A 19,340-nucleotide genomic window follows, 5' to 3' on the forward strand; every position below is an offset into this window, starting at 1 on the left:
AGGACTGCAAGAACATGACCAAGCAACACTCTCACTGCATCGCGCCACGCACTGCCCTGCGTCTGGCCATTGCCCTCACGGCCCTGGGGCTGTCGGCCTGTGCGGTGAAACCGGACCCGTTGAGCGTCGAGCAGCAGCTGGCCAACTCGGTGAACGACCAACGCAAGATGTTCGACAACCAAGAGCCCGTGACTCGTGCAATTAGCCTGGAAGAGGCCATTGCCCGGGCGGTGAAGTACAACCTGCAACAACGCCTGGGCCTGATGCAGCGTGCCCTGGAAGACAATCTGGTCGGCGTGACCCAGCTCAATATGCTACCGCAACTGGCTGCCAGCGCCGGCTGGCAAGGCCGCGATAACGTGGTCGGCTCGTCGAGTCGGTCGGTAACTACCGGTGAGCAGTCGCTGGAACCTTCGACCAGCAGCGACAACGCTACTCGCGACGCGCAACTGCGCCTGTCATGGAACGTGCTGGACTTCGGCGTCAGCTACTTCAACGCCAAGGCCCAGGCCAACAAAGCGCTGGCCGCCGAAGAGGCACGCCGCAAGGTGGTGGCCGATATCGTGCAGCAGGTGCGTGAAGCCTACTGGCAGGCCGCTAGTGCCGAGCGTCTGCGTCCACAGTTGCACAGTGCCCTGGCTGACGCCCGTGGCGCGCTGGAACAGGCTCGCGAAACCGAACGTCAGCGCCTGCTGGCACCGGTCGAGTCGCTGCGCTATCAAAAGAGCCTGGTGGAGATGATTCGCCAACTGGAAGTGGTCGATGGCGAACTGTCGATTGCCAAGTCGCGCCTGGCCGGCCTGATGAACCTGCCACCGTCGACACAGTTCAGCATTGCCATGCCCGATGACAGCCAGTACCGCTTGCCCACACTGGCCTACTCGCTGGCCGATCTGGAAACCACGGCGATGGTCAAGCGCCCGGAAATCCGCAGCGAAACCTACCAGGCACGCAACGCGGTACTGGAAACCCGCAGTTCGATGATCAAGCTGCTGCCAGGGGTGAGCCTGTTCGCGGGCGGCAACTACGACAGCAACAGCTATCTGGTCAACGACAACTGGGCCGACGCCGGTATGCGCGTCAGCTGGAACCTGTTCAACGTGCTGGCCTACCCGGCCCTGAAGAAAGCCGGAGAAACCCGCGAGCAACTGGCCGAGCTGCGCGTGCAGGCCATGCGCATGGCGGTGCTGACCCAGGTCAACGTGGCCTGGCTTGAACTCCAGCGTTCCAGCCAGGTGTTCGAACGTTCCAACGAACTGCAACGCTTGCAGAGCGGCATTCTGCGCCAGAGCGAAAGTGCTTACGCGAGCAAGGCGCAAAGCCGTCTGGAGCGCGTGCGCACCGCCACCGAAACGGTACTGGCAACCCGCACCCGTGACCGCAGCTTCGCCGAACTGCAGGTCGCTTATGGCGCGGTCTATCAGGCGGCCGGTCTCGACCCGCTACCGGAACAGATTGCCAATGCCAGCATTGCCGAACTCAGCCAGTCGATTGCCGGTAACTCGATGCGCCTGGCACAAGGCCAGGGCGCAATCAGCGCCGGCCTGTCGGTAGTGCAGGCCAACCCTGCGCGTCCGGCACCAGCACCCTTGCTGACCTCCAGCGCCCCGCGCCAACAGGTACGTCTGGACATGTGGGAAAGCCTGGGCTCGCTGCGCGGCGCCGAGGTGGTACCGGTGGGGAGCCGTTATGCGCACTGAACCTCGGGTCGGCTACCGCAGCGCGCTGGCGCTGCTGCTGATAGCCGTCAGCGGACTGGCGCTGGCCGATGAACCCAAGGGCGAGCTGCGCGTGCAGCTCAGCCCGGTGCGCCAGACCGTGCTGTCCAGCGAAATCGCCGGGCGCCTCACCGAGCTGTCGGTCAAGGAAGGCGAGCGGATCGAACAGGGCCAGCGTCTGGCCGCGTTCGACTGCTCGGTGCAGCAAGCCCAACTGGCGCGCAGTGAAGCGGTGCTGCAAGGCACACAAAAGAAGCTCGACGTCGCCAAGCGCCTCGATGCGCTGGAGTCGATCAGCCAGGCCGACGTGGTGCAGGCCCAGTCGGACATGGCTGTGGCACGCGCCGAGAGTGGCGTGACCCGTGCGGTCTTGCAGCGCTGCTCGGTCAGTGCGCCGTTCGCTGGACGTGTCGCGCAGCGCAAGGCCGACCGCTGGCAGCATGTCGCCGAAGGCACCGAGCTGCTGGCCATCTATGACGACAGCAGCTATCAACTGGAACTGATCGTGCCGTCCGACTGGCTGACCTGGTTGCGTGCCGGCCAGGATTTTCAGGTGGTACTGGACGAAACCGGCCAGCACTATCCGGCCCAGGTCGAGCGCCTCGGCGCGGCCATCGATCCGTTGAGCCAGTCGCTCAAGGTGTTTGCGCGCATAACCGGCGACACCCGGCAGTTGTTGCCGGGCATGAGCGGTGTGGCGTTGCTCAAGCCGCCGGCGGTGGGCTCATGAATGCGGCCCTGGCGCCGCCGCAGGATGCCCGCGCCGAGCGCATGTCGATCCTGCTGCAACTGGAACGCCGGGCACGCGCCCAGCCAGACCTGATCGGCCTGGGCTTTCTGATGGTCAACGACAGCTTCCAGGTGTTGGGCTACCGTCAGGCGCTGCTCTGGTCCAGCGCCAGCGAAAGCATCGAACACTGCTCGGGCCTGGCCCGGGTGGTGCCCGACGCGCCGTTCATGCGCTCGATGCAGTTGTGGTGCCGAACCTGGCAAAGCCAGCCGTGGGCCAGCAAGATTCGGGAGCTGGGTGCCCACGACCTGCCTACCAACGAGGCGCCACTTTGGCAGGAATACTTCAGCCATTCGCTGGTCTGGGTGCCGCTGCGTGATCGTCAGGGTGGCTGGCTGGGCAGCCTGTTGCTGAGCCGCGAGCAGCCGCTGGAACGCCATGAACGCGCCTTGCTGGAGTTGCTGCAGGATGCCTATGCACACGCCTGGGGCGCCTTGCAAAAGCCATTGGGCGCCCTGCCGCGCTGGCAATCCATCAAGCCGCGCAAATGGGTCCTGGCCACCACAGTGGCAGCCGCCTTGTTGGCAGTAATACCGGTACGCCAGAGCGTGCTGGCGCCGGCCGAGCTGATCGCCCGCGACCCCGCCGTATTGCGCGCGCCGTTGCAGGCAGTGGTCGAACGCATTCTGGTGCAGCCCAACCAGCCGGTGCGGGCCGGCGAGCCGCTGGTGCAACTGGACCGCCGCGAGCTGGACAACCGTCTGCAAAGCGCTCGCCAGAGCCTCACTGCCGCCGACGCCCAACTGCGCCAGGTCCGTCAGCAGGCGCTGTACGACGAGCGGGCCAAGGCCGACCTCGCCGAGCTGCTTGCCCGCCGTGACCAGAGCCGCAGTGACGTGGACTTTCTTGAAGACAACCTGCAACGCTCATTGATTGTCGCGCCCCGCGATGGCGTGGCGATCTTCGATGACCCCAGTGACTGGATCGGCCGGCCGGTGTCGCTGGGCGAGCGGATCATGCAAGTCGCCGACCCCGCCGATGTACGCCTGGAAATCTTGCTGCCAGTGGCCGACGCCATCGGTCTGGAAACCGGCAGCGAAGTACGCCTGTTCCTCAACAGCCAGCCAAGCAGCCCTGCCCCTGCGACCCTGAGCCGCCTGGGTTATCGCGCCTCCGCCCGTCCCGACGGCGGCATGGCCTATCGCCTGGAGGCCAGCATCGATGCCCGCGACCCGCGGCTGCGCGTGGGTCTGAAGGGCACGGCCAAGCTGTACGGCGAACGCACCCTGCTGGTCAATTACCTGCTGCGCCGCCCGCTGACGGCCATGCGCACGTATCTGGGCTGGTGAGTCATGAGTGTCAGTGTCCGCCCGCTGCTCGCACCAGCGGGTCTGCCAACGCCTGCGGCCAGCGCCCTGCCCACACTGCAACGGCACCTGCGCGTGCATCCCGGGCCACGGCTGGATGACGGCTCGCCAAGCTGGACGCTGGAAGACCCGGCCCGTAGCAGTTTTTTCCGTATCACCTGGCCCGAGCAGCAGATGCTCAGCCACTGGCAACTGGGCAACGCCCAGGCGATTGCTGACAAGATCAGCGCCAGCACCACGCTGGATATGCAGGCCGAGGAGGTTGAGGGCTTCGCGCAGTTTCTGCGTGAATCACAGCTTGTGGAACTCAGTGGCGATGCAGCGATTCGCAGCCTGCGCCAACGCCACCAGAAAAAGGACAAGGGCTGGGCCGGCTGGCTGCTACAAAACTACCTGTCGATTCATATTCCGCTGCTGCGCCCGGACGCCTTCCTCGACAGAACCTTGCCCAGGGTGCGGCCCCTGCTGGGTCGCGGCTTTGCCATGGCCACGCTGTGCGCCGGGGTACTGGGCCTGTATCTGGTCACCCGGCAGTGGGACACCTTCATCCACTCGTTCCTGTACTTCTTCAGTCTCGAAGGCGCCTTGCTGGCCGCCGCGACCCTGGCCCTGACCAAGATCCTCCACGAGTTCGGCCATGCTTATGCCTGCAAGCTGCAAGGCTGCCGGGTGCCGACCATGGGCGTGGCATTTCTGGTGTTGTGGCCGGTACTGTACACCGACGCCAGCGGTGCCTGGCGCCTGCCCCGCCGCCGCCAACGGTTGGCCATTGGCGGAGCGGGCATGCTGGCCGAGTTGTCCCTGGCGGCCTGGGCCACATTGCTGTGGAGCTTTCTGGATGAAGGGCCGCTGCGCAGTGCGGCATTCATGCTGGCCAGCACCACTTGGCTGCTGACCTTGGCGGTGAACCTCAACCCGCTGATGCGCTTCGACGGCTACTTTCTGCTCTGCGACCTGCTCGATGTGCCAAACCTGCAACAGCGCTCGTTCGAGCTGGCGCGCTGGCGACTGCGCGAAGCGCTGTTCGGCTTCAAGGACCCGGCCCCGGAATACTTCAAGCCCAGGCTGCGCCGCACCCTGCTGGTGTTCGCCTTTGCCACCTGGATCTACCGTTTCTTCCTGTTTCTGGGCATCGCCCTGCTGGTTTATCACTATGCCTTCAAACTGCTCGGGATCTTGCTGTTCGTGGTGGAGATCGTGCACTTCATTGCCCGGCCGATCGTCAACGAACTGCGCCACTGGTATCAACGCCGCAAGGAATACCGCATGAACCGCCATACCCTGATCAGCGGCGGTGTGCTGCTGGCCGCCCTGATACTGGTCATCGTGCCGTGGCGCAGCAGGGTCGAGGCACCGGCCCTGCTGCGTGCCGAGCATCAGGCCAACCTGTATGTGCCGGTGGGCGCGCAGGTCAGCGTTCTGCACCCCGAGCCCGGCCAGCCGATTGCCGCCGACACCCTGCTGTGGCGGCTGAGCGCGCCGGAACTCGAACAACAGCGCCAGACCCTCGAACGCGATATCGAGCTATTGCGCAACCAAAGCAGTTACCAGCAACGCAGCAGTGAAGATGCCGCACGCCAGAACGTGGCCCGCCAGGAGCTGGCCTTGGCACTGCGTCGCCAGCAGGCACTGAGTGAACAGGTTCGCCAACTGGAAGTCCGCGCGCCCTTCGCTGGCGTGCTGGTGGAAGTCGCCGGCCAACTGGCGAGCGGCCAATGGCTGGCGCAGGGCGAATGGCTCGGCACCCTGGTCGACCCGCACAGCGTAAGAGTCGAGGCTTTTGTTGGCGAGCGCGACCGTGAGCGGCTGAGTACCTGTGCACGGGCCTGGTTCTATCCCGAAGACCCCGGCCTGCCCAGGCAGCCACTGGTGGTCGAGGCGCTCGCCCAGACAGCGGTGAAGAAACTCAGCTCGGCCCCGGAACTGGCCTCGCTGTATCAGGGCAGCATCGCCGCACAACTGGACGCCCAGCAAGTGCCGGTACCTGAGCAGGCGTTGTACCGGGTCATGCTGCGCCCGGCCCAGGCCACTGCCGATCTGCACATGGCCCTGCGCGGCAAGGTGCTGATCGAGGCGCAAGCACGCAGCCCGCTGCTCGAGACCGCTCGTGAGGTGTTGACCGTGTTGATCCGCGAGTCGTCATTCTGACCTTAAGCACTCTTAATGGAACCAACCTTGTTGACCGCAGGGGCGACTTCTAAGGTGACTCCATCATTTATACGAGGCCTTTTTCATGTCCACTGCAGACCTTGCCCAGCGTCCGGCGCTGCGTTCTCAACGCCTGAACCAGATTACCCACGAGCCGCATGCGCGCCTCGATGCGCTGGTCAAGGCCAATGCGCCGTTTGAAACCCTGGAGAACTACGCGCGCTTTGTCGTCGCCCAGTACAGTTTCCAGTCAGAGCTGGTGGCGCTGTACAACGACCCGAGCCTGATCGGGATTTTCCCCGACCTGGCCGCCCGTTGCCGCGCGGTACAGGCCAAGGCTGACCTGGCCGACCTGAACACCGACGTACCGGCACCGGTCGCAGGCGCGGTGAGCAACCCGAGCCGCGCTGAAGCACTGGGTTGGCTGTTCGTTTCGGAAGGTTCCAAGCTGGGCGCGGCATTCCTGATCAAGCGCGCGGCAGGTCTGGGCCTGTCCGACAGCTTCGGCGCACGTCATCTCGGCGAGCCGCAAGGCGGCCGCGCTGAAGGCTGGAAGCAGTTCACCCGCATCCTCGATGGCCTGCAACTGAGCGCCGAACAAGAGGCCGAGGCCGACAAGGGCGCACTGGCGGCATTCAACCGCTTTACCGTGCTGCTGGAAAACGCCTACCAAACCGCCGCAGAACCCTGCTGATCCATTGCCGCCGGGCATGGTCCAGGCCACACCCGGCGGCACACCCGTCGTCTACTGTCTTGTACCCATCAAACCAATGACCGACTCCGCCCTCATCACCGCCAAATTGCCCCGGCTACTCATGCTGGGTCTGGCCTGGGTCAGCCTGACAATCGCCGTCATCGCGATCTTCATCCCCGGCCTGCCAACTGCCGAGTTCGTCATGCTGGCCGCCTGGGCAGCGGCAAAGAGCTCGCCGCGCCTGAGCCGCTGGCTGGAAAATCACCGGTTCTTCGGGCCGATCATCCATAACTGGCGTAACGGCAAAGTCATCAGCCGCCGTACCAAAGTCAGTGCGACCCTGAGCATGCTGTTCGGCGTCAGCCTGATGCTGGCCCTGCTCAATCCGCACTGGACCATGTACACCGCGATCGCCTGCATGGCGCTGGGCAACCTGTGGATGTGGTCACGCCCGGAGGCCCAGCAAGTGCCGTGGGTCAGAGTTTCATCCCCACCGCCAGCCGGTTGAAAGCATTCATCAGCGACACGGCAAAGGTCAGGTCGGAAATCTCGGCACTTGAAAAGTGCGCTTGCAGAGGCTCGTACAGCTCATCGGGCGCGCCCTTGTCACTGACGTAGGTGAGGGTTTCCGCCCAGGCCAGGGCCGCACGTTCACGCGCATCGAACAGCTCACTGATGCGCCAGCCGGCCAGGCAATCGAGCTTGTTCTGCGCCACACCACTGTCGCGCAGGGTCTGCGAGTGCTTGCCCAAGCAAAACGCGCAGCCGTTGATCTGCGAAACCCGCAGGAACACCAGCTCTACCAGCGGCAGGCCCAGCGGCCCTTCGACCAGCGCCTTGTTAGTGGCCAACAGGCCCTGATAGGCCGCTGGTGAGAGGGTGGAAAACGGCAGTCTGAGTTGGCTCATGGTTTAGCTCCTGTACAAGAAATGATCAAAGTTGCCTGAACAGCGGTTCCAGCCGTAGCCGGGTACGCGCCTCATGCAGGGCCTGCTCGACGGCTTCAGCGCCAAACACCAGGCCTTGCAAATAGCTGAAATGCACATCGAACAACCCCAGGGTGTTGAGCACATGGCGCAAGTAGGACGTCAGAAAGTCCGGCTGCCTGGCGCGCTCGCCCTGATGAAAGCCGCCGGAGCCGACCAGCACATACACCGGGCGGTCCTTGAGCAGCCCGGTCTTGCCATCGGGACCTGCGCTGAAGGTGCGGTGAATGCGCAGCACGTAATCGATCCACAGCTTGAGCGCCGCCGGCACGGTGAAGTTGTGCATCGGGGTGGCGATCAGCAGCACATCGCTGGTTTCCAGTTCACCAATCAATGCTTCGGACAGTTCGAACAATGGCGCGTCGAACGGCGTGACCGTGGTCAGCGCCTGGGCGTAGTCGGCGGACAGCGACGGCAATGGGTCACGTCCCAGATCGCGCTCAAGCCGTTTGATATCCACATGCTGGCGGCGCAAGGCGGCGAACAGTTGTTCAGCCAGGCGATGGGCATGGGAGTCCTGGCCCATGGGACTGGCATTGATCAGCAGCGCGCGCTTCATGCTGCACTCCCGGCCCGCAGGCGCTGGGTAAAGTGCATACCGCTCGCCAGCAGCCCCTGGCGGAAGTAGAAGCGCTGAGCCAAGGCCATGTGCAGGCCGGTATCCAGCACAAAATGATCGCAGCCCAGCTGCCGGGCCTGCTGGCGAACCTGATCGAGCAGTTGCCCGCCCAGCCCGCTGCGCTGTAACGCCGGGCTGATCAGCAGATCATCGACATACACGAAGCGGCCATACAGCAGGTTTTCCAGCTCACGGTAACCGGCCAGCCCGACAATCTGTGCATCCTGCATCGCGGCCAGCAACCGATAGCCCTGGCCGGCCTGCCGTTGCAGTTGCGCGACATAGGCGTCAGCGTTGTCCAGGTGCGGGCGTAGCACACGCATCAGCCCGAAACTGGCCGCCAGGGCCTGAGGGTCTTCAAGGTGCAAGAAGGTGCAGTTCATCGCGGTCACTCGTGATGTTCAGAAGATGGCTTACTCTAGGCCGCGAATGGCTTAAGCTACAGGGCCGAAAAATGATTAAACGACTAGGCCATGTCACACGCCTTCGAACCGGACCGCAATCAGCCTGAGCCGATCTATCGCCAGCTGTATCAGCGTTTTCGCCAATCCATCGCCGATGGCCGCCTGCGCCCCGGCGAGCGGGTGCCGGCGGTACGCGCCCTGGCGGCAGAGCTGAACCTGGCCAGAGGCACGGTCGAGGCGGCTTATCAGTTGCTGATTGGCGAAGGCTACCTGCTGGCCAGAGGCGCCGCCGGGACCATCGTCAGCCCGCAACTGCCAGCGCTGACGATGCCAAATCTGGCTACGCCAACCAGCACCAGCACTTACCTGTCGAACCACAGTGGCGGCCTGCCAATGCCCTTGCAGATGGGCGTACCGGCCCTGGATGCCTTCCCGCGCAAGCTCTGGACCCGGCTGGCCGGCCGGCAACTGCGCCGCAGCGGTCTGGAAGGCCTGGTCTACCCCGACCCGCAGGGCCACGGGCCGCTACGCGCGGCCATTGCCACTTATCTGGGGATATCCCGCGGCATCGCCTGCCGGCCGGAACAGGTGTTCGTCTGCGCCGGGTATCGCGCTTGCCTGGACCTGATCAGCCATACCCTGATGCGCGCCGGTGACCGTTGCTGGCTGGAAGAGCCGGGCTACTTCATGGCCCGTCATGCGTTGCTGGAAGCTGGCGCGCAACTGATACCCGTGCCGGTGGATGAGCACGGTCTGGATGTCACCCAAGGCATCGTCCGGGGCCCCGACGCCCGTTTCGCGGTGGTCACCCCGACCCACCAAAGCCCGCTGGGCGTGTCCCTCAGCCTGCCGCGCCGCCTGGCGCTGTTGGACTGGGCCAACCGCAATGGCAGCTGGATCATCGAGGACGACTACGACAGCGAATACCGCTATCAAGGCAAACCGCTACCCGCCCTCAAGAGCCTCGACCAGCAAGGCCGGGTGCTGTACACCGGCACCTTCAGCAAAGTGCTGTTTCCCGGACTGCGCCTGGCCTACCTGGTGGTGCCCGCAGAACAGGCCGCCACCTTCGCCTGCCAGGCCGACCGCCTGCACAACCACTGCCCGCTGCTGCAACAGGCCACGGTTTGTGAGTTTCTTGTTGAAGGCCATTTCGCCCGGCACCTGAACAAAATGCGCCGGCTGTATGCACGTCGGCGGCAGTGGCTGGTCGAGGCATTGCAGACTGCGTGCGGCGAAAAACTACAGATCGACACCCAGGCTGGCGGCATGCACGTGCTGGCGCGACTGCGCGACGGTGATGATGTAGCAATTGCAGAGCGGGCGCAGCAAGCCGGGATTGCTGTCCAGCCACTGTCGCAGTGGTATCTGGAGGATGAAGGCCGGCAAGGACTGATGATGGGCTTTACCAACGTGGCCAGTGCCGAGCAGGCGGCGGCACTGGCGCAGCGGTTGGTGGGGTTGCTTTAAGAGCAATACTGTTCAGATAGTCACTACACAACCGATGGGAGTTGGCTTGCCGACGAAAAATGCAGCACACTCGCAGCAGAAGCTGTGACTTTACAGGCCTCTTCACGAGCGAGCTCGTTCCCACAAAGATTTGTGGCGCCTAATCGAACAGTACGGGCGACTTGCACGATTCTAAGAATCACCCCCGGTTCAGTTGCTCCATCTGGGATCCCTCGCCGCAGAAACCCAGCGACCATCGGCATCGCTAAATTCTATAAAATAAGAAAGTTCGATTCTGACACGGCCAGTCGTGACGTGAGAATGGAGCCATCAAGTAGTCAGGGATTGCTGGCATGTCACGTTTCAAGGCGCCGCCTCAGGCGATACCGGTTGAGTTCGACCATCACGAAGATTTCAATATCGCCCACCCCAACACGGGCCTGGAGTCCTGGGGATTGTTGACATCCTCCCCGGCCTGAAGGCCAGAGATTCCTACGGCGCTCAGGCGCGGCATCGAGCCGCCCCCGAGTCGCTTCGGTGGGTTCCTGCTGCTGGCGCCATGACCTCTGCGCTCACTTCACAGGCTAACCGGGCGTGTCCCGCCCTTAGTACATTCATCGCGCCGACCACATCGGCGTTGCCTTCGAAACCACATCCCAGACACCTGAACAGCGCTTGCGTCTGGCGGTTGGCCGCCGACACATGGCCGCAACACGGGCACGTGCGGCTGGTATTCTGCGGCGGCACGGCAATCAGCCAGCCGCCGCGCCACGCCAGCTTGTAGTCCAGTTGGCGACGGAACTCGAACCAGCCCTGATCGAGGATGGCCCTGTTCAGGCCAGACTTGGCCCGAACGTTTCTTCCCGGCGCCTCGGCCGTACCTGCCGCCGACCTGGACATATTGCGTACCTGCAAGTCTTCGATACACACCATCGCGTGGTTTTGGCTGATCGTGGTGGAGCACTTGTGCAGGTAGTCGCGGCGGGCATTGCCGATGCGCGAGTGAATGCGCTGGACGCGGGCTTTCGCCTTGTTCCAGTTGCGGCTGAATCTGACCTTGCGGCTCATCGCCTGCTGCGCTTTGCACAGCGCGGTTTCATGGCGTTTGAAGCTGTTCAGGGGTGCGTAGAACGAACCATCCGAAAGCGTGGCGAAGCGGGCAATGCCCATGTCGATGCCGACTGCCGCACCCTGTGCCGTGGGCTGCTCATCGATCTGTCGTTCGGTCTGGATGCTCACGAACCACTTGCCACACGACTGGCTCACGGTGATGTTCTTCACCGTGCCAGGCACCTCGCGGCTGTTGCGGTAGCGCAGCCAGCCCAGCTTGGGCAAGAACAGGCGGCTGTTGGTCTGGTCGAGCTTGATCTGTTTCGGGTCGGGATAGCGGAAACTGTCGCGCTGCCCCTTCTTCTTGAACCGGGGAAAGTCGGCTCGCTTGGCGAAGAAGTTGGTGTAGGCCCGCTCCAGATCCTTGAGGCTCTGTTGCAATGGGTGAACAGGCGCATCGGCCAGCCATGCGGTTTGCGGGCTATGGCGCCACTCGGTCAGCAACTTGCACAGGCCCGCATAGCCGAGCTTCTTCTCGCCTTGCTCGTGGCGCTCCTTCTGCAACGCCAGCGCCTTGTTGAAGACGAAGCGACAGGAGCCCGCAAAGCGGCGCATTTGCCGCTCCTGGTGGCCGTCTGGCATGAGTTCGTACTTGAATGCTTGAAGTCGTTGCATGCTGCTCTTGAGCCATGAGCAATAAAGGCGACATTAGGCGCGGGCGGCACGGTGTTTTCAAGATGCATGCCCATGGGGTCTTTGTAACGAAATACCGCCGTAGAAGTGCTATTGTGTCGCTATGTTACTGCGCATCATCCTGTGGCGGTGCGTACATCGAACAGCAGCAGACACCCCACTGCAACCAGGGACGGCTACGCCGTCCGCGCTATCCTTCACCGCCCTGAACGGCGGGCTTGTCGCGCCCCGATGGTCAGTTGCTGCAACAGCCTGGCGGGGAGATCTATCTTAGGGCGGGCAAGCACATAGGGCCTCACAAGGGCTTCGGTATACGCCACATCTGGCAAGAACGTGGGCATGACCTCATGAAGTGGGGCTACCCAACGGTCTATGATGTTCCGCGCTTTGTATCTGACATCATCGTGCATGGCACAAACGTCGTTTGTGAGTTCGACTCGATGAAGGGGAACGAGCGGCTGATCGTGCTTCGGGGTCGCAGGGGCTGTGCTGTATTGGCTGCCTGGCCTATCGGCGATGACCAGCTCTATTACAGCGTGGTGACGGCTTATCGTAACCGCACGCCGAACGGGAAAGCCGTGGGAGTGATCGAGGGTTTACAAGTGCCAGAAACGTCAAAAGCGCCAGAAGGCGCCTTTGACTGAGATAATGCGCGGGATGGTAGTCGCAGCGCTTGCTTAGCTAGCCCAAAGGGCTGGGTTACATGCCAACAGACCGAGGTCTGATGCCGCTACCACACGGATGGCGTCTCCGTGCAATCCACACTCCAGATCCAATTTCGCCTGATGATCTCGGAGCCCTGCTCTTATTTCCCGCACGGCCACTATAGCGTCACGACCCGAGTGATACAAGGTGAATCCCATTGTGGAAAGTGAGGATTAACCATTTCAGATGAAGCGTAGGCCCGCGATGCCGGGCCTAAGACCATTTCATCTGAGGCCCGACTCGCCTGGAAAGCACCTGCGTCAGAACTCAATGCTACGGTGATTCACGCACGGGCCATCAGGCCGCCTGCGTAAACGCAAAGCCGGCGTGATCCGCCAGAACCGTATACCCGAATGATCCGGGGTGGGTCAGTTTTAAGTCGGCGTTGATGCAAGGCTGGCGCAGGCCCTACACCGCCATCGGCGCCGTCAACGGCGCATGGTGCTGGTAGCCTTCAAGAGTAAAGTCGGACGGCTCGATCAGCTCCAGCCACTCGGGCTGGTACACGCCGGTCTTGGCAAAGTCCGGCACACGGTCGGAGATCACCAGTTTCGGCAGCGCGTACGGCTCGCGGCTGAGCTGCTCGTTGAGCATGTCCAGGTGGTTCTCGTACACATGGGCGTCGCCGATGAAGTAGGTGAACCAGCGCGGTGTGTAGCCGGTCAGGCGGCCAATCAGGCTCAGCAGCGCAGCGCCCTCGGCCAGGTTGAAGGGCGTGCCTAGACCCAGGTCATTGGAGCGGATGTAAAGGGTCAGGGAGATTTCCCGGGTCTGCGGGTTGGGGTGCAACTGGTACAGCAGATGGCACGGCGGCAGAGCCATTTCGTCCAGCTGGGCGCAGTTCCAGCCGTGGAACAGAATGCGGCGGCTGCCGGGGTCGTTGATGATGGTGTCGACACACTGACGGATCTGGTCGATGGCCTTGTAAAGCACCACGAACGGTTGGCCGTCCTCTTCGGACTCGGCGATCTGCCGGTAGCCCTGGGCCAGGGTCTGCTCGATGGCGGCGCTGTTGCTGGCGGCAATGCGCTTGTAGGCCGGCCATTTACGCCACTGCACGCCGTAAATCTCGCCCAGGTCGTCTTCGCCCTGGCGGAACGGGTTGTTCAGCCACTGGGCGTTTTCGTTGGCATTCTGATCCCAGACCTTGCAGCCCAGCGCGCGGAACTCGGCGGCGTTGTTCACCCCGCGCAGGAAACCGACCATCTCGCCGATGGCGGCCTTGAATGCCAGGCGCCGGGTGGTGATCGCCGGGAAACCTTCCTGCAGGTCAAAACGCAGCATCGCGCCGGGGAAGCTGATGGTATTCACCCCGGTACGGTTGGCCTGCAAGGTCCCGTGTTTGATCACGTGGGCGACGAGTTCCAGATATTGCTTCATAAATCACCTGCTTGAATGAACACGCCGGGCAATCAGGCCCGGCGTTTCAGTATTAGACGGCTGCCTTGTGGGCCGCCGGGTCGCGCTTGTAGGCCAGCCAGATCATGACCGCACCCGCGATGATCATCGGCAGGCTGAGGATCTGCCCCATGGTGACCCAGCCCCAGGCCAGATAACCCAGCTGCGCGTCGGGCATGCGTACGAATTCGACAATAAAGCGGAAGATGCCATAGAACATGGCGAACATCCCGGATACCGCCATGGTCGGACGCGGCTTGCGGATATACAGGTTGAGGATGATGAACAGCGCCACACCCTCCAGTGCGAACTGGTACAACTGCGACGGGTGGCGTGCCAGTTGGGCCGGGTCGCTGAACGGCGGGAAGACCATGGCCCACGGCACGTCGGTCGCCTTGCCCCACAGTTCGGCGTTGATGAAGTTACCGATACGCCCGGCCCCCAGGCCGATCGGCACCACCGGTGCGACGAAGTCCATCAACTGGAAAAAGGTCTTGCCGTTGCGCTTGCCAAACCACCAGGCCGCGATCATCACGCCGATGAAGCCGCCATGAAAGGCCATGCCGCCTTTCCACACTTCGAAAATCAGCAGCGGGTTGGCCAGGTAGGTCGACAGATCGTAGAACAGCACGTAACCCAGCCGCCCACCGACAATCACGCCCATGGCCAGCCAGAAAATCAGGTCGGAGACTTTTTCTTTGGTCCAGCTCGGGTCGAACGCATTGACCCGACGCAACAGCAGCCACCAGGCGCCGCCGATACCAACCAGATACATCAAACCGTACCAGTGAATTTGCAGCGGTCCGAGGGATACCGCTACCGGGTCAATCTGCGGGTAAGGCAGCATTGCGACTCCTTGGTGAGATGCCGTTCTGGCAACTTAATAAGCCGGGCATGTTACCGGAGCATGGCGTGACGCTCTAGCCGCGACCGTCTGAAGATGGCTACAGTTTCATCTTCCAAAGGAGCGACGTATGTGTCTGATTGTGTTCGCCTGGCGCCCCGGCCACGCGCAGCCATTGATTGTAGCCGCCAACCGTGACGAATTTTATGCCCGCCCTGCCCGGCCACTGGCGGTATGGGAAGCTACCGACGGAATTCATGCCGGCCGCGACCTGGAGGCCGGCGGGACCTGGCTGGGTATCACTGCACACGGGCGGTTTGCCGCGTTGACCAATATTCGCGACCCAGGCCAGCCATTGGGCCATCGCTCGCGGGGCGAACTGGTTGCAGATTATCTGGCCGGCAGCCAGTCGCCTGCGCAGTATATGGCTGATGTCGCGGCGCGTGCCGGGCAATACAGTGGCTTCAATCTGCTGGCTGGCACGCTCGATGAGCTGCACTACCTGAACTCACAAGAGGCGCAGCCTGTATGTCTGCAAGCAGGGGTCTACGGGTTATCCAATGCCCGGCTGGATACCCCCTGGCCCAAGCTGCGCAAGGCTCGGGCGGCGCTGGAGGGTAACCTGCACGACCCTCAGCCAGAACGGCTGCTGGCATTACTGGCCGATGCCGAACCCGCGCCGCAGGCTCAATTGCCGGACACCGGGGTTGGCTTGCAGACGGAAATCTTGCTGTCGAGCGTGTTTATCACCAGCGGTAACTATGGGACACGGGCGAGTACCGTACTGATCGTTAGCGCGGATGGGCAACAACGGATAATCGAGCGCAGTTTCGGGCCGTTTGGTGCGAGGTTGGGCGATGTGGATATCAGCGTGTAGGCGCTGCGCAGGGTCAATGACCTTTGACCGAGCCCGGATTGAGCATGCGACCCAGTCCCTGATTGCGCAGAGCCAGCTGCAACGAGCTGCTGATGACCTGCGGGTTGTCGTTCTGCATCAGTTGCGCCAGCAGCTCCTGGGCTTTGCTCTGTTGCACCTGACGCAGCATCCACTTGACCTTGGGCAGGTTGGTGGCGTTCATCGACAAGCTGTCAAAGCCCATCGCCATCAACAGCACCGCCGCCGCCGGGTCGCCAGCCATTTCGCCACAGATGCTCACGGTCTTGCCTTCGGCATGGGCGTCACGCACGACGCTTTGCAGGGCTTGCAGGACCGCCGGGTGCAGGTAGTCATAGAGGTCGGCAACCCGCGGGTTGTTACGGTCTACCGCCAGCAGGTATTGAGTCAGGTCGTTGGAGCCCACCGAAAGGAAGTCCACCTGGCGCGCCAGATCACGGGCTTGATAAACCGCTGCCGGCACTTCAATCATCACCCCGACCGGCGGCATCGGCACGTCAGCGCCTTCGTCGCGCACCTCGCCCCAGGCGCGGTGGATCAGGTGCAACGCCTCTTCCACTTCGTGGGTGCTGGAAATCATCGGCAGCAGGATGCGCAGGTTGTTCAGGCCCTCGCTGGCCTTGAGCATGGCGCGGGTCTGGACCAGGAAGATTTCCGGATGGTCGAGGGTGACGCGGATGCCGCGCCAGCCCAGGAACGGGTTCTCTTCCTTGATCGGGAAGTAGGACAGCGCCTTGTCACCGCCGATATCCAGGCTGCGCATGGTCACCGGCAACGGGTGGAAGGCTGATAGCTGTTCGCGGTAGATCGCCAGCTGTTCTTTCTCGCTGGGGAAGCGCTGGTTGATCATGAACGGCACTTCGGTGCGGTACAGCCCGACGCCTTCGGCGCCACGCTGCTGGGCACGGGCCACATCGGCCAGCAGACCGGTGTTGACCCACAGCGGCATGCGGTGGCCATCGAGGGTCACGCAAGGCAGCTCGCGCAGGCCGTCGAGGTCCTGGGACAGCTGGCGCTCTTCTTCGACCACCACGCTGAACTGTTTGCGCAGGATATCGCTGGGGTTGGTGTAAACCTCACCATGGTGGCCATCGACGATCAGGTCGATACCGTCGACTTTCGAATACGGGAAGTCGACCAGGCCCATGACCGTGGGAATGCCCATGGCCCGCGCCAGAATCGCCACATGGGAGTTACCCGAGCCCATGACCGAGACCAGACCGACCAGTTTGCCCTCGGGCACTTCACCGAGCATCGCCGGGGTCAGTTCTTCACTGACCAGAATGGTGTTGTCGGGGTAGACCAGCGCCTGTTGCCGCGCTTCTTGCAGGTAGGCCAGCAGACGCCGGCCCAGATCCTTGACGTCCGAGGCGCGCTCGCGCAGGTAGGCGTCGTCCATCAGCTCGAAGCGGTTGACGTGCTCGGTGACCACCGCACGCAAGGCGCCTTGTGCCCACTGGCCGGTCTTGATGATATTGGTCACTTCACTGCCCAGCGCAGCGTCGTCGAGCATCATCAGGTAGACGTCGAACAGCGCCCGCTCTTCAGGGCGCAGCTGGGTGGCCAGCTTGGCCGACAGGGTGCGCATGTCGTTACGCACGCCTTCGAGGGCGTTCTGGAACAGTGCCAGCTCGGCATCGATGTCGGTGACGGTCTTGTCCGGCACGACATCAAGGTCTGCCGGCGGCAGCCTGACCAGCGCCACGCCGACGGCAGCACCGGGCGAACCGGCGACACCGACGAACTTGGCTTCCTGAATACCTTTGCCCTGACGGCCCAGACCACGAATCGAGCCGGTGGCTTCAGCATGGGCGATAACCCCGGCCAGCTGCGCGCTCATGGTGACCAGGAAGGCTTCTTCGCCTTCGTCGAACTGGCGACGCTCCTTTTGCTGGATCACCAGCACCCCGACCACACGCCGGTGGTGGATGATCGGTGCGCCGAGGAATGAGGCGTAACGCTCTTCGCCGGTCTCGGCAAAGTAGCGGTAACGGGGGTGAGCAGCGGCGTCTTCGAGGTTCAGCGGCTCTTCCCGGGTACCGACCAGGCCGACCAGACCTTCGTTGGGGGCCATGCTGACCTTGCCGATGGAGCGCTTGTTGAGGCCTTCGGAGGCCATCAGTACAAAGCGGTTGGTCTCCGGATCAAGCAGGTAGACCGAACAGACCTGGCTGCCCATGGCCTCCTTGACACGCAACACAATAATGCCCAACGCCGCCTTGAGATCCTTGGCGGAGTTAACTTCCTGGACGATCTTGCGCAGCGTATTGAGCATGGCTCGGGGTCGAACTCCGTGTCAGTCACGCGCCAGCAGGCGCGGGGCAAGCTCTTTGAGTGCGCGCCGATACACCTCGCGCTTGAATGTCACCACCTGGCCCAGCGGGTACCAATAACTGACCCAGCGCCAGCCATCGAACTCCGGTTTACCGGTCAAATCCATCCGCACCCGTTGCTCGTTGGAGATCAGGCGCAGGAGAAACCATTTTTGCTTCTGGCCGATGCACAGCGGCTGGCTATGGGTACGCACCAAGCGCTGCGGCAGGCGATAACGCAACCAGCCACGGGTACAGGCGAGAATTTCAACGTCATCGCGCTCCAGACCCACTTCTTCGTTCAACTCGCGATACAGCGCGTCTTCTGGCGTTTCCTGAGGGTTGATACCACCCTGGGGAAACTGCCAGGCATCTTGGTTAATACGCCGAGCCCATAGGACCTGACCAGCATCGTTTGTCAGAATAATCCCGACATTAGGACGGAAACCATCGGGGTCGATCACGGCAACAACCTCGCAAACGCATGTCGCCGCATTGTTCCACAAAGCCCCTCAAACCAGCAACGAGCCTTGACACCTTATCTGAAGTCTTGTGAAAAGCGCGTATTGATTGATGCTTTTTTCAGTATTTTCAGGGGCTAACCGGCTCTCAACGCTGCCCGCGAACCTGCGACTCAGCCCGGACGGACGATCAACAGCAGCGCCATGACGATAAAACACAGGGCGGCAACGGCAGCCAGCACCAAGGTGAAGCGCTGTTTAGCCGCTGCTCTCGTCAGGCGTAGCACCAGCCATGCCCAGGCAATGATGCCGCCGCTATAAAGCAGGCTGCTGGACAGAATCCAGCCCTGCCCCAGTGAAAGGCCCAGACCATGGACCAGCCACCAGCCGCTGAACGGCAAAATGGCCAGGCTTACCGCCATGCCCAGCCAGGCCCATAATGACGGGCGTTGCAGCAGACGTTCATGAATCAGCAGATTGCCGGCCCGCCGCCCCCGAATCAGCCAGACGGCCAGCCCGGCGGCGCAAGCCAGCGCAGCCAGCAGCGCGGTAATGTGCAGGGTTTTCAGAGCGATCAGGGTGTCCATGAAGCGACCTCCTTTGAGCGATGCAGGAGCGGATTTATCTGTGCAGTTTTGTTCGCTGCTAAAGCAGCTCCTACGAGCAGCTCCTACAAGAGCAGCTACGAGAATACCTTTAGCCTAGAAATAGCCGGTAAGCCGGGTTATCGGTCTCATCCCAATGTGGATAGCCGATTTCGTTCAGCGCCTGGCCAACCAGATGCCGCTCTTCGGCAGGCACCACCAGCCCCGCCACTACCCGGCCATCGGCTGCGCCATGGTTGCGGTAGTGGAACATCGAAATGGT

General features: G+C 62.6%; 19 protein-coding genes and 1 pseudogene. 10 read left to right on the plus strand and 10 right to left on the minus strand.

What is annotated here, in order from left to right; genetic code table 11:
* Positions 1–14: 14 nt before the first annotated feature.
* From NRB16_RS27215 to NRB16_RS27240, 6 genes are all read left to right on the plus strand, one after another.
* Complete coding sequence (locus NRB16_RS27215) at positions 15–1,700, plus strand: TolC family protein (RefSeq protein ID WP_257107391.1); 1,686 nt, start codon at positions 15–17, stop codon at positions 1,698–1,700.
* On the plus strand, positions 1,690–2,448 hold the full coding sequence (locus NRB16_RS27220) for an efflux RND transporter periplasmic adaptor subunit (RefSeq protein ID WP_257107392.1): 759 nt from the start codon (positions 1,690–1,692) through the stop codon (positions 2,446–2,448). Before NRB16_RS27215 ends, NRB16_RS27220 begins: the two co-directional genes overlap by 11 nt.
* Positions 2,445–3,797 (plus strand): efflux RND transporter periplasmic adaptor subunit, encoded by a 1,353-nt coding sequence (locus NRB16_RS27225; RefSeq protein ID WP_257107393.1) that lies wholly within the window; start codon positions 2,445–2,447, stop codon positions 3,795–3,797. Before NRB16_RS27220 ends, NRB16_RS27225 begins: the two co-directional genes overlap by 4 nt.
* A 3-nt stretch (positions 3,798–3,800) precedes the next feature.
* Complete coding sequence (locus NRB16_RS27230) at positions 3,801–5,963, plus strand: HlyD family efflux transporter periplasmic adaptor subunit (RefSeq protein ID WP_257107394.1); 2,163 nt, start codon at positions 3,801–3,803, stop codon at positions 5,961–5,963.
* Positions 5,964–6,048: 85 nt separating this feature from the next.
* On the plus strand, positions 6,049–6,657 hold the full coding sequence (locus tag NRB16_RS27235; protein WP_257107395.1) for a biliverdin-producing heme oxygenase: 609 nt from the start codon (positions 6,049–6,051) through the stop codon (positions 6,655–6,657).
* Between the two features lie 76 nt (positions 6,658–6,733).
* Positions 6,734–7,165, plus strand: a complete 432-nt coding sequence (locus tag NRB16_RS27240) for a YbaN family protein (RefSeq protein WP_257107396.1) — start codon at positions 6,734–6,736, stop codon at positions 7,163–7,165.
* Here the strand turns inward: NRB16_RS27240 and NRB16_RS27245 are convergent.
* From NRB16_RS27245 to NRB16_RS27255, 3 genes are read right to left on the minus strand one after another with little or no spacing between them, the layout of a single operon-like run.
* The gene (locus tag NRB16_RS27245; RefSeq protein WP_045485871.1) at positions 7,134–7,565 is read right to left on the minus strand and encodes a carboxymuconolactone decarboxylase family protein; all 432 of its coding nucleotides are present in this window, start codon (positions 7,563–7,565) and stop codon (positions 7,134–7,136) included. The genes NRB16_RS27240 and NRB16_RS27245 overlap by 32 nt on opposite strands.
* A gap of 25 nt (positions 7,566–7,590) precedes the next feature.
* Positions 7,591–8,202 (minus strand): FMN-dependent NADH-azoreductase, encoded by a 612-nt coding sequence (locus NRB16_RS27250; protein WP_257107397.1) that lies wholly within the window; start codon positions 8,200–8,202, stop codon positions 7,591–7,593.
* Complete coding sequence (locus NRB16_RS27255; protein ID WP_257107398.1) at positions 8,199–8,645, minus strand: GNAT family N-acetyltransferase; 447 nt, start codon at positions 8,643–8,645, stop codon at positions 8,199–8,201. The genes NRB16_RS27250 and NRB16_RS27255 overlap by 4 nt, the downstream gene beginning before the upstream one ends.
* 90 nt (positions 8,646–8,735) lie before the next feature.
* Between NRB16_RS27255 and NRB16_RS27260 the strand changes: the two genes are divergently transcribed.
* Together NRB16_RS27260 and NRB16_RS27265 are read left to right on the plus strand one after the other, a co-directional pair.
* The gene (locus tag NRB16_RS27260) at positions 8,736–10,136 is read left to right on the plus strand and encodes a PLP-dependent aminotransferase family protein (RefSeq protein WP_257107399.1); all 1,401 of its coding nucleotides are present in this window, start codon (positions 8,736–8,738) and stop codon (positions 10,134–10,136) included.
* 332 nt (positions 10,137–10,468) lie between these two features.
* On the plus strand, positions 10,469–10,594 hold the full coding sequence (locus NRB16_RS27265; RefSeq protein ID WP_257107400.1) for a hypothetical protein: 126 nt from the start codon (positions 10,469–10,471) through the stop codon (positions 10,592–10,594).
* Between the two features lie 22 nt (positions 10,595–10,616).
* Here the strand turns inward: NRB16_RS27265 and NRB16_RS27270 are convergent, their stop codons facing one another.
* Positions 10,617–11,840, minus strand: a complete 1,224-nt coding sequence (locus NRB16_RS27270; RefSeq protein WP_257107401.1) for a transposase — start codon at positions 11,838–11,840, stop codon at positions 10,617–10,619.
* Positions 11,841–12,076: 236 nt separating this feature from the next.
* Between NRB16_RS27270 and NRB16_RS27275 the strand changes: the two genes are divergently transcribed.
* A complete protein-coding gene (locus NRB16_RS27275; RefSeq protein ID WP_257107402.1) occupies positions 12,077–12,502 on the plus strand; it encodes a hypothetical protein in 426 nt (141 codons plus the stop codon).
* A gap of 469 nt (positions 12,503–12,971) precedes the next feature.
* Here the strand turns inward: NRB16_RS27275 and NRB16_RS27280 are convergent, their stop codons facing one another.
* Positions 12,972–13,943 (minus strand): thymidylate synthase, encoded by a 972-nt coding sequence (locus NRB16_RS27280; RefSeq protein WP_045485859.1) that lies wholly within the window; start codon positions 13,941–13,943, stop codon positions 12,972–12,974.
* Between the two features lie 52 nt (positions 13,944–13,995).
* Positions 13,996–14,808 (minus strand): prolipoprotein diacylglyceryl transferase, encoded by an 813-nt coding sequence (gene lgt / locus NRB16_RS27285; RefSeq protein ID WP_045485856.1) that lies wholly within the window; start codon positions 14,806–14,808, stop codon positions 13,996–13,998.
* A gap of 127 nt (positions 14,809–14,935) precedes the next feature.
* On the opposite strand from lgt, the gene NRB16_RS27290 reads away from it, so the two are divergent.
* Complete coding sequence (locus NRB16_RS27290; protein ID WP_257107403.1) at positions 14,936–15,682, plus strand: NRDE family protein; 747 nt, start codon at positions 14,936–14,938, stop codon at positions 15,680–15,682.
* Between the two features lie 13 nt (positions 15,683–15,695).
* Here NRB16_RS27290 and ptsP read toward each other — a convergent pair whose 3' ends face one another.
* From ptsP to NRB16_RS27310, 4 genes and pseudogenes are all read right to left on the minus strand, one after another.
* On the minus strand, positions 15,696–17,975 hold the full coding sequence (ptsP, locus tag NRB16_RS27295) for a phosphoenolpyruvate--protein phosphotransferase (RefSeq protein ID WP_045485850.1): 2,280 nt from the start codon (positions 17,973–17,975) through the stop codon (positions 15,696–15,698).
* Between the two features lie 21 nt (positions 17,976–17,996).
* Positions 17,997–18,476 carry an RNA pyrophosphohydrolase gene (locus NRB16_RS27300; RefSeq protein WP_045485847.1) on the minus strand — a complete coding sequence of 160 codons (480 nt, stop codon included), beginning with the start codon at positions 18,474–18,476 and terminating at the stop codon, positions 17,997–17,999.
* A gap of 170 nt (positions 18,477–18,646) precedes the next feature.
* Positions 18,647–19,060, minus strand: coding sequence for a DUF2269 family protein (locus tag NRB16_RS27305; RefSeq protein ID WP_045485844.1), 414 nt, complete (start codon positions 19,058–19,060; stop codon positions 18,647–18,649).
* Between the two features lie 109 nt (positions 19,061–19,169).
* Positions 19,170–19,340: pseudogene (locus NRB16_RS27310) on the minus strand (hypothetical protein); the annotation flags it as partial.

It is taken from the genome of Pseudomonas sp. LJDD11 (genome assembly GCF_024584215.1).
Taxonomy (GTDB): Bacteria; Pseudomonadota; Gammaproteobacteria; order Pseudomonadales; family Pseudomonadaceae; genus Aquipseudomonas.

Excerpts from the sequence above, each read along its gene's own strand:
- NRB16_RS27255 (WP_257107398.1), bottom strand. The coding sequence starts at position 8,645 with ATGAACTGCACCTTCTTGCACCTTGAAGACCCTCAGGCCCTGGCGGCC.
- NRB16_RS27260 (WP_257107399.1), top strand. The coding sequence starts at position 8,736 with ATGTCACACGCCTTCGAACCGGACCGCAATCAGCCTGAGCCGATCTAT.
- NRB16_RS27305 (WP_045485844.1), bottom strand. The coding sequence starts at position 19,060 with ATGGACACCCTGATCGCTCTGAAAACCCTGCACATTACCGCGCTGCTG.
- NRB16_RS27265 (WP_257107400.1), top strand. The coding sequence starts at position 10,469 with ATGTCACGTTTCAAGGCGCCGCCTCAGGCGATACCGGTTGAGTTCGAC.
- NRB16_RS27215 (WP_257107391.1), top strand. The coding sequence starts at position 15 with ATGACCAAGCAACACTCTCACTGCATCGCGCCACGCACTGCCCTGCGT.
- NRB16_RS27270 (WP_257107401.1), bottom strand. The coding sequence starts at position 11,840 with ATGCAACGACTTCAAGCATTCAAGTACGAACTCATGCCAGACGGCCAC.
- NRB16_RS27230 (WP_257107394.1), top strand. The coding sequence starts at position 3,801 with ATGAGTGTCAGTGTCCGCCCGCTGCTCGCACCAGCGGGTCTGCCAACG.
- lgt (WP_045485856.1), bottom strand. The coding sequence starts at position 14,808 with ATGCTGCCTTACCCGCAGATTGACCCGGTAGCGGTATCCCTCGGACCG.
- NRB16_RS27240 (WP_257107396.1), top strand. The coding sequence starts at position 6,734 with ATGACCGACTCCGCCCTCATCACCGCCAAATTGCCCCGGCTACTCATG.
- NRB16_RS27235 (WP_257107395.1), top strand. The coding sequence starts at position 6,049 with ATGTCCACTGCAGACCTTGCCCAGCGTCCGGCGCTGCGTTCTCAACGC.
- NRB16_RS27290 (WP_257107403.1), top strand. The coding sequence starts at position 14,936 with ATGTGTCTGATTGTGTTCGCCTGGCGCCCCGGCCACGCGCAGCCATTG.
- NRB16_RS27245 (WP_045485871.1), bottom strand. The coding sequence starts at position 7,565 with ATGAGCCAACTCAGACTGCCGTTTTCCACCCTCTCACCAGCGGCCTAT.
- NRB16_RS27280 (WP_045485859.1), bottom strand. The coding sequence starts at position 13,943 with ATGAAGCAATATCTGGAACTCGTCGCCCACGTGATCAAACACGGGACC.
- NRB16_RS27220 (WP_257107392.1), top strand. The coding sequence starts at position 1,690 with ATGCGCACTGAACCTCGGGTCGGCTACCGCAGCGCGCTGGCGCTGCTG.
- ptsP (WP_045485850.1), bottom strand. The coding sequence starts at position 17,975 with ATGCTCAATACGCTGCGCAAGATCGTCCAGGAAGTTAACTCCGCCAAG.
- NRB16_RS27225 (WP_257107393.1), top strand. The coding sequence starts at position 2,445 with ATGAATGCGGCCCTGGCGCCGCCGCAGGATGCCCGCGCCGAGCGCATG.
- NRB16_RS27250 (WP_257107397.1), bottom strand. The coding sequence starts at position 8,202 with ATGAAGCGCGCGCTGCTGATCAATGCCAGTCCCATGGGCCAGGACTCC.